The following is a 9,447-nucleotide window of genomic DNA, read 5'->3' on the forward strand; positions in this document are numbered from 1 at the left end:
CCCATCTACAAGGCGTTTACTTTATAAATTCTTTCAAAAGCACCTTTAGCTTTTTAAGAATATTGTTTTTTCGCCATTGTATAGCTTGATAGCTTACTTTCTTACTTCTTGCTACACTCGATAATGTTTCATCATTAAAATACAAACGCTCTATGATGTCCCTTTCTTCATCATTCAGCCTTGACATAGCCTTTCTGACTGTTTCAATTAAGATCTGTGTTTCAATTATTTTTTCTACATCCACACTTTCATCAGCAAGGTTATCTACAAAATTCCCGTCATGATCCAATGATGAAAAAAAGAGCAAGTGGTTTTTCTTGTCCACCTGCTCTAAATATTTTTCGTGTTCTTTTTCTCGCCAGTAGACTTTATAAATATCTTCACTGACTTTTACCTTTTGCCCTCTGACATAAAGGTAATACTCTTTTGCCATAAAGTTTCCTCCATTTCTTTTTTGTCTATTTGTTTTTCAGACAAAAAAGGAGGACTCCTGCATCTTGGCATAAGAAGTCCTCTAAAATGAAAGAAACCTGTTCTTTCTTTACTATATTTAATTGTTTAGACGAGAATATGGAAAGACATACAACTGTAAATCTTATAAGAAAAAGGAAGGATTTTGTTTTGAGTTATAACTTCAAAAAAATATATAGCTTCTATCATATACTGTCCCTCCATTTTACAGCTAACTATTCCTCATAAATTAAGCCCTTCTACTATTTCAGGTATCCACGCACATAATAAAAAATCTTATGCTTGTACTTTTTCTTTGCTCATCTTATTTAGTTCTCCAAGCATCATGAAGATTCCAACAACAATCATAATGAAATCAACAAGGGGCTGTGTGAACCAAACAGCTTTTACTCCAAATACCATTGGCAGAAGAACCATTGCAGGGACAAATAGGAAGAGCTGTCTAAGCATAACAATAATTCCTGCTTTCTTTCCGTTCCCAATAGATTGGAAAAATGTAATGCTCATGACCATTACTCCATATAAAATAAATACGGAATAGAACAGTCTGAAATTCCCAACTCCCTGTGTTATGATACTTGCTTCTACTCCAAATAAGGAAAGTATCTGACTTGATAACAGCAATGATGGAATCCAAAAGACTGCTGCAAGAACAAGTCCTCCGATAGAAAATACCTTCATTGCTTGCCTTACTCTTTCATATTGCTTTGCTCCGAAGTTTGTTCCGATAACAGGCTGCAATCCTTGACTCATTCCCCAAAGTGGAATGAACGAAAAGGCATATACACGAAGCGATGCTGCCATCAAAATTCCGTTTGGATCTCCGCCATACTTAAATGCCATTTTATAAAGCATAGTCTGTTGAATCATGAACAGAAGCTGCATCATCATAGCTGATGAGCCTACTCCAAACATTTCTTTTTTTATTTCTTCATCGGACTTAATCTTATGAATTTTAACGACTTTACTCTTTTTCAGGAAGTAGTGCAGCGTTACAACCGCCTGAACAAACTGTGCTGTAATCGTTGCAAGGGCAGCACCTTCAATGGCGTATTCACCCATAACTGTCATTAAAATCGGATCAAGAATGATATTCAGTAAAGCTCCAAGTCCCATTATCATCATGGCTTTTTTCATTAGACCTTCACCACGCATAACCATGTTTGCGGACTGTGTAAAATTTACAAAGAGGGAACCGATAAATATTACTCTTAGGTATCTGATACCATAAGCTTTGATCTCACCTGTTGCTCCGACCATATCTAAAAAATGTGGTGCAAGTAGTATTCCGCCAACTGTTATGATCGCCGAATACAAAATCACCCAGAAAATCAGGTTGCCCATGATTTTATCTACGGTGTTCTGATCTCCTTTACCAATCGCTCGTGATAAAACAGATGCAGAACCTACACCAAGAAGTGTAGACACCCCGCTGTTAAAAAAAGTAAGTGGCATCGCAACGCCGCAGGCGGTCATTGCACTTTGTCCTATAATATTTCCTGCAAAAATTCCATCCATTAATGGATATAATCCTATAACTATCATTCCGATTACAGCCGGAATGGATAGTTGAAACATTAAAGATAATGGACTTTTTGTAAGAAGTTGTTCTTTCATATCCTGTTTCACGTACTTACCTCCATTTATAATAAATATTTTCTTACAGTATTTTTACGCCATTATTTTTATTTTGCAGCTCTACCATATTTTTATAAATCCCATTTAAAGCAATCAGCTCATTATGGGTTCCTTGTTCTACAATATTGCCTTCCTTGATTACAATAATATTATCAGCATCTCTAATAGTATTTAATCTATGAGCGATAACTAATAATGTTTTATTCTTTACCAATTCACTGATTGCTTCCTGTATATAGCTTTCATTGTCCACATCAACACTTGCTGTTGCCTCGTCAAGAATTACAATAGGAGCATCTTTTAATATGCAACGAGCAATAGAAATTCTTTGTTTTTCACCACCAGATAGAGTTGCACCTCCCTCTCCGATCATTGTGTCAAATCCATCAGGAAGTGCCATAATAAAATCATAACATCTTGCTTTTTGGGCGGCTTCTATAACTTCTTCCTTAGTTGCATTTTCTTTTCCCATAACAATATTATTAAAAATTGTATCTTGGAATAAATAAACTCTCTGGAAAACCATACTGATTTCTGACATCAATTCAGACAGTGAAACATCCTTTATATTCACTCCTCTAATCAAAATTTCTCCAGAGTCTACATCCCAGAATCTTGCCAAAAGATTTGCCACTGTGGATTTTCCTCCACCGGACTGCCCAACTAAAGCCGTCATTGTATTCTTATTCATTTTGAAACTCATATCATGCAAGACCTCTTTTTCACCATAAGAAAATTTAACATGATTAAAACAAATTTCAGGTTCTGAGTTATCAGAATTTGAAATTTGTTTTTTGCCCACATCTTGTAGTTCAGTTTCATTTAACACTTCTTCAATACGATCCAAAGCAGCGTTCATTACAGTAAGCCTTGTCGCTTCACCATAAAGTGTTTTTAAAGGGCTAAATAAGTCAAACACAAACAAAATAAGCCCCAACATATAGGGAAGTCCCAATGTTCCCTGATAATTAAGATATATAGCCACTGCCAAAATAAATGTAATGCCAATTCCATAAATAATATTTAATCCAGTTGTCCATGGTGTTATTTTATTTTCAAATTTTATAGATGTGTCCTTTGAAGATACAAAATTATCTGTAAGATATTTAGAATTTTCGCCTAAAAGGTTGTAACTTTTAATGACACCTATGCCCTCAGCAAATGATAAAACTGCATCTGTTAGTTTTTCACTTTGTTCTTGTCTAATAGCTGCTTCCGATAAAGACATCTTATTCATGCTATTTGCAATCAGTGTTGCAACCAATGTTACACACACCGCAATCAGTCCAATTCTGTAATCTAAAACAAACATGAATACTGTTAGTACAAGTGTTGATAATACATAGCTCATCATATTGGCAATCGTACTCATGGAAACTTCTTCAATAAAAGCCATGTCCGAACTTAAAACAGAATTTATTTTCCCTAAATTACCTGCTGTAAAATATCCCATCGGAAGCTTTCTAAGATGATTACCAAGCTCCATTCTTTTATCAGCAAAAATCATAAAGCCGGCTGCACTTTGTAATTTATCACTTAAGAAGTGAACTACTGCTTGTAATAAAACCACTAAAACAAGCCCCACCCCTACATATAGAAAAGTTTTGGAGGTATTCGTTTTTTCATAAAATCCAACCAAAACGGTAAACGCAATAAATATAGGCATTTTACTTAATATAGATTCAATAAAGGCAAATATAAATGCAGACTTTATTCTGTTTTTGTATTTACCTGATAAATTTAAAATTCTTGAAATTAGTCTAAACATTCATTTCACCTTCTTTTCTACTGATTTTCCAATCTTTACTAAATAGTGTCGCATCCCATAATTTACGATATTCTGCTGAAGATTCTAATAAGTCTTTATGTTTTCCATTCGCAACTAAACGACCATGATCCATAACCAATATTTGATCCGCATCTACAATAGAGGGCAACTTATGTGCAATAACAATTAAGGTTTTTCCTTTTACAAGTTCACGAATAGCCGCTTCCATTTTTTCTTCATTTTCCGGATCTGCGTAAGCTGTTGCCTCATCAAGCACAACAATCGGAGCATTCTTTAAAATAGCTCTTGCTAATGAAATTCTTTGCCTTTCTCCACCTGAAAGCATCTTTCCTGCTTCTCCAGCTAAAGAACAAATACCATTCGGAAGTCTATTTAAGAAATCCATGCACTGGGCTTTTTTAGCTGCTTCTATAACCTCATCATCACTGGCATCTAAATTACCAATGCGAATATTTTCTAAAAGCGAGGTATTAAACAGATATTGGTCTTGTGCTACATAAGAAATTTGTTTGTTGAGTGATTCCAATCTTATATCCTGTATGTCTTGTCCGCCAATACTTATGCTTCCATCTAAAACATCATAATAATGAATTAAAAGTTTAGCCAAAGTACTTTTTCCTGAACCGGATTCGCCAACAATCGCTGTTTTTTCGCCGGCTCTTGCCGTAAAACTAACATTATGAATAACATTCTTAATATAGGTTTCAGGCTGTCCATTTTCTCCCATCCTACTTAACTGATAGCCAAAGGTAACATTGTCATATAAAATAGTCTGTCCTGTTCCCTTAAAATCATTTTCTCCCTGTTTTAAAGGAGCCATATTTAAGGCTTGTTCTAAAGCAGAAATTTTATAATTTAACTGCGGCATAGTTGGTAAGAATCCGAGAGCTTTCAGTAGTGGTAAGCCTATACTTAATGAAAGACATAATACCAATATTAAGTTAGAAAGGCTTGCATAGCCCATATATACAAAGTAACCACCAAGCGGCAATGTTAAAATAATCGTGCATGGAAGTAAGGCACTGTATAACGCCATCCATGGCCATGCCGTCTTATACCAAGCAAGTGCATAATCTCTGTAATTACTGATATCTTTAGAAAGGCGTTCATAAGACTCTGTTTGCTTATTAAATACTTTTACAACTTCCATTCCGTTTACATACTCAATAATGGTATTATTCATTTTTCCACTTGCCATATAATATGGTCCCATTTGTTTCATACCTACAGAGTACATAATCATCATTGCAAGAATGCTAATCGGAATAGAAGCTAATGACATTAACGCTAATCTCCAGTCAATAAAAAACATTGAAATATAAACCATAATAGGTACAATTAGGTTCGCTATTCCTTCAGGAAGTGAATGAGCTAAAAGCACTTCTAAACTGCCAATATCATCCACGAACATTTTTTTGATTGTACCAGTCCCTTTTTCTTCAACAACACCCAATGGCAGATCTTCCATTTTTTTCTGTAAGGATGTTCGAAGTCCAAGTAGCGTGTTGTATGCTGCTTTATGGGATACATTAAGACTTAAACCTCCTAAGACAGCTTGCAACAATAAACAAACTAAAATACTGATCAATAAAATAGCAAGTCTTTCAAATTCTAATTGCTCACCTAAAATAAGAGGATTGATAATCTGATATGCAAATAGAAAGGGCAGCACACCCATAATTACACTAATAAGCATAATAAAACTTGCTAAGTGAATTGATTTTTTATGCGAACCTGCATATTCAAAAACCTTATTTAACATAGTTTTTCTCCTTCAATAAATTTCCTTTTTTATCCATAAAATCCATGATTAACGCTTCATTTCCCTTTACAGATATTTTTTTATAATCCTTATCGCCGAGCATTAAGACGGAATGACAGGTTTTAAATAACAACTCTAAGTCATGAGTAATTATTATAATTGGAATCTCCTTTGCTTTTTCAGTCATTAAATCGGACATGATTTTCATGCTTTTATAATCAAGCCCTGATGTTGGTTCATCCAAAATTATTAGCTTACGACCTGATAAAAATGAAGTGATAATTGCCAATCGTTGTTTTTGTCCCCCGGATAATTTCTGCGGATGATTGGTTTTTTTATGCCACAAATCTGTATCTTTTAAGTAGTTACGGATTTCTTCTAAATCACTTTCTGAATTTTTATCTTTACAAAATATCAGTTCATTTTCTACGGTGTCTAAAAAAATCTGAGCATCTACATCTTGTAATACACAGTATGAGTTTCTGAGCCTTTCCTTTTGTTTATGCCCATAGTTTACATCTAAGTATTTTTCAGATAACCCGCATAATGCTTTTGCTAAAGTACTTTTTCCAATACCATTAGGACCAATAACTCCCATTATTTCGCTTTTCCCAACCTGAAAGGTTAAGTTTTTTATCAAGGTTCTTTTCCCTTGATGGATACAAGCGTTATTTAATTTTATGTAGCTTTCAGCTACAATTGGTTCTATTTTTGATACCAATTCTCTTTCATTAAGTGTTCTTAACTCAAGTTCCTTACATTTATCATTACTAAGACTCCCATTCGGAAAAATACCACATATTATACCATCTTTTATATAAATCAACCTGCTAAAAATCTCTTTTAAATAATATAGTCTATGTTCCGCTATAATTATTGTCTTTCCCATCGTCTTCAATCTGAGAAGTATTTCACTGAAGTGTTTTATACTATCGTAATCGAGACTACTTGATGGCTCATCAAAAAAAATAATATCCGTATCATAGATAAGAGTTCCAGCTATAGCTACCTTTTGCCTTTCTCCTCCCGATAATTCAAAAATAGATTTTTTGCTAATATGGCTTATTCCTAATAAGTCCATTGCTTCTTCAACCTTTTCTTTTAATGTAGCCCTATCTAAGCCCAAATTTTCACCCACTAAAGCAATTTCATCTTCAACGACATCACAAAAAAATTGATCTTTAGGATTTTGAAATACATTGCCAATATATTTAGCTAACTCTCCCTTTTTATATTCCGTTATTGTCTTCCCTAAAATCTTGATTTCTCCGTCCAAATCACCATCATAAAAAGATGGAATAAGTCCGTTTAGTAATCTTAGAAGTGTTGTTTTTCCGCATCCGGAAAGACCTGTTAAGACTACAATTTCGCCTTTCTTTATAGACATTTTTAAATTTTTTAATATCAACTCCTCTCCATAATGAAAGGATCTTATTTCTGCCTCTAAAATATTTTCCATAAACTCGCCCCCAACAAAATCATCCCTCCTACTATCATTGAGATATCAATAAATGTAATTTTCACCTCATGAAGACTTGTTTTTTTCCCATCGTATTCAATTCCTTTTGATATAATTGAACAAGTTAAGGTATCACTTATGTCTATGCACTTATACATAAGAGGAACAAAATATAATTCAAATGTTCTAATTGGTTTGAAAATGCTTGCTTTAAATCCTCTAATTTTCATACCATTATTTATTTCCTTCATCCTAATAGAGATTTCCGGAATAAAACGAAAAAATACTGTGATTCCTATACCTATTCCACCATCAATTCCAATTTTTCTAAATGCAGCAATTAGATGCGAAGAGCTATATGAAGACAGAACTCTTCCCAAGATGAAAAGTGGAGCAAATTTCAACACTATAAGTAGCATTGTATATATAGAGCCGATCAAAACATTTCCTAAATGGGGTTTTAGTAAATAAATAAGTCCCCATACTATAAGCAATGAAAATATTGTTCTAAATGCTTTTTTAATTGAAAATAAGGATAACAGTCCTAAAACAAAAATAAGGGAAAATAAGTATTGGGTTTGTTCTCCTATTGTTAAAACAACAGAAAATAGCAAAATCAACCCAACTATAGTAAGCGGGTTGATTTTGTCTGATAGTTGGTATTTGTTTATATTATTTTTTTCATCTCTACAAAACACTTTTTTTCTTCCTATCACTAAAAAATTTATTGTAAATATATGTTCCAAAATAGGCACCTATAACTGAAGCCACAATTGCAATCAATAAACAAATCAAGATATTTTTAGGTGTGTAAAAATTGTAAAGGAATGTTGCGTAATCGGTTGTAAACATCTTTGGAAATTGCTTTGTAAGTCCTTCTACGCCAAATACAAACGTAAAATACATAGCATGTAAGGAATATATGAACATACCTGCTCCAAACGCAGCCCCAATCTTCATATTCTTATTCTCATAATTTTCCTTTTTACCAATTACAAGTTCTGCTAAAAGTCCTGCAATAGCACAAACAGCAATTACTGGCCACATTCCCATGAGAACATAGAAAACACCCATCAATAGGAAGTATAAAAATGCTGTACCTCTTTGCCCGACCTGCTTACACATAATAACAAAGACCGGTGCTACAATAATTGTTGGCAGGGCTGATGATAAATATAAACTTGGAAGCATCCCAAACGATCCCGTCAAAAAACCTAATCCCATTGTTAATACAAACCCAATAACAGAAAATACTGCTATTTTTACAATACCTTTTAAATTCATAATTTTGTCCTCCTTGTTTTTTCAATTCGATATATTTCTATTTTCATACAGAAACAATATCCGGTTTTATTTTTATTCTTCTGAGATCTCGAAATATAACTAAGTTATGTTTCGGGTAAAAAAAATTTTCTATATTCCTCGTATCTTTTTCCATCCCTCATTAAAGAACTCCGAAATCAAAGTTGCATTCAATTTCACTTCTTCTTTACTTTTAGAATGAACTGCTACTTCCGATAATGCATAAAAGTACGCATGGTTGATTAGATGAATTCCTCTATTAGTTATCACATTATTTACATGATCCGCTCCGTATATCATACTTAAAATTTCAAAGTGATTTTTATCTTCTTTCTCAATAATTCCGTCTAAAAAGTTGTTAAATTTTGTTCCATAAGAACCAAAGACCAGTAATTCAAATGCATCTTTATGTTCAAAGAAATATAGAACCATTTTAATAGCACCTTGTGCTTTTGATTCCAAAATCTTGGAAATAGTTTCTTTCTTTATATGATTTTCTCTTTTATAAACATCAAAGCTCTCATCTTCATACATGGCATAAGAACTTTGTATCTGATTCACGATTGGCTCTACTAATTCGGTGAAAAGAGCTTCCTTATCTTCAAAATGACCATAAAAAGCACCTGTAGTTACACCCGCCGCTTTGCAGATTGCTCTTAAATTAGCTTTTTCAAATCCTTGTGTTTTAAAAATATTCTTTCCACAATCCAATATTTTTTTATGAGTTGCTTCGTAATCACCATTAGCCACGATTTACTCCTCCTTTCTTCAAATATAACTAAGTTATATTGTAGCACTTAGTATATTTGAATTCAAGAAAAAAAGTATTCATGGCATTTATTTTTCACAAACACTACTGATAAACCCCTTTTTTTGATATAATGAACAAAGAAATTCAAAACTTGCTTAATGCTTGCTACCCTAATCATTCTTTTGTAGCAAGCACAGTAAGTGTACGGACACTTACGAAAAATTGACGAAGCAGCCCTTGGGGATCTGCTTCTTTTTTTATCAAATTTTAGCTTG

The 9,447-nt window shown here is 33.4% G+C and carries 8 protein-coding genes; all 8 read right to left on the reverse strand.

Annotation, left to right across the window (positions count from 1 at the left end; all coding sequences use genetic code 11):
- Positions 1-16: 16 nt before the first annotated feature.
- Positions 17-433, reverse strand: a complete 417-nt coding sequence (locus tag WKT05_RS10215) for a sigma factor-like helix-turn-helix DNA-binding protein (protein ID WP_001051307.1) — start codon at positions 431-433, stop codon at positions 17-19.
- Positions 434-747: 314 nt separating this feature from the next.
- On the reverse strand, positions 748-2,100 hold the full coding sequence (locus tag WKT05_RS10220; RefSeq protein ID WP_340414013.1) for an MATE family efflux transporter: 1,353 nt from the start codon (positions 2,098-2,100) through the stop codon (positions 748-750).
- Between the two features lie 31 nt (positions 2,101-2,131).
- Positions 2,132-3,877 carry an ABC transporter ATP-binding protein gene (locus WKT05_RS10225; protein ID WP_340414014.1) on the reverse strand — a complete coding sequence of 582 codons (1,746 nt, stop codon included), beginning with the start codon at positions 3,875-3,877 and terminating at the stop codon, positions 2,132-2,134.
- Positions 3,870-5,660, reverse strand: a complete 1,791-nt coding sequence (locus WKT05_RS10230; RefSeq protein ID WP_340414015.1) for an ABC transporter ATP-binding protein — start codon at positions 5,658-5,660, stop codon at positions 3,870-3,872. The genes WKT05_RS10225 and WKT05_RS10230 overlap by 8 nt, the downstream gene beginning before the upstream one ends.
- A complete protein-coding gene (locus WKT05_RS10235) occupies positions 5,650-7,119 on the reverse strand; it encodes an ABC transporter ATP-binding protein (protein WP_340414016.1) in 1,470 nt (489 codons plus the stop codon). The genes WKT05_RS10230 and WKT05_RS10235 overlap by 11 nt, the downstream gene beginning before the upstream one ends.
- Complete coding sequence (locus WKT05_RS10240; RefSeq protein WP_340414017.1) at positions 7,104-7,817, reverse strand: energy-coupling factor transporter transmembrane component T family protein; 714 nt, start codon at positions 7,815-7,817, stop codon at positions 7,104-7,106. Before WKT05_RS10240 ends, WKT05_RS10235 begins: the two co-directional genes overlap by 16 nt.
- Positions 7,807-8,403, reverse strand: coding sequence for an MptD family putative ECF transporter S component (locus WKT05_RS10245; RefSeq protein WP_004804330.1), 597 nt, complete (start codon positions 8,401-8,403; stop codon positions 7,807-7,809). Before WKT05_RS10245 ends, WKT05_RS10240 begins: the two co-directional genes overlap by 11 nt.
- A 129-nt stretch (positions 8,404-8,532) precedes the next feature.
- Positions 8,533-9,171 (reverse strand): TetR/AcrR family transcriptional regulator, encoded by a 639-nt coding sequence (locus tag WKT05_RS10250; protein WP_004804327.1) that lies wholly within the window; start codon positions 9,169-9,171, stop codon positions 8,533-8,535.
- Between the last annotated feature and the right edge of the window lie 276 nt (positions 9,172-9,447).

It is taken from the genome of Peptoniphilus sp. HCN-40583 (genome assembly GCF_037892835.1).
In the GTDB taxonomy this organism is placed as follows: domain Bacteria; phylum Bacillota; class Clostridia; order Tissierellales; family Peptoniphilaceae; genus Aedoeadaptatus; species Aedoeadaptatus rachelemmaiella.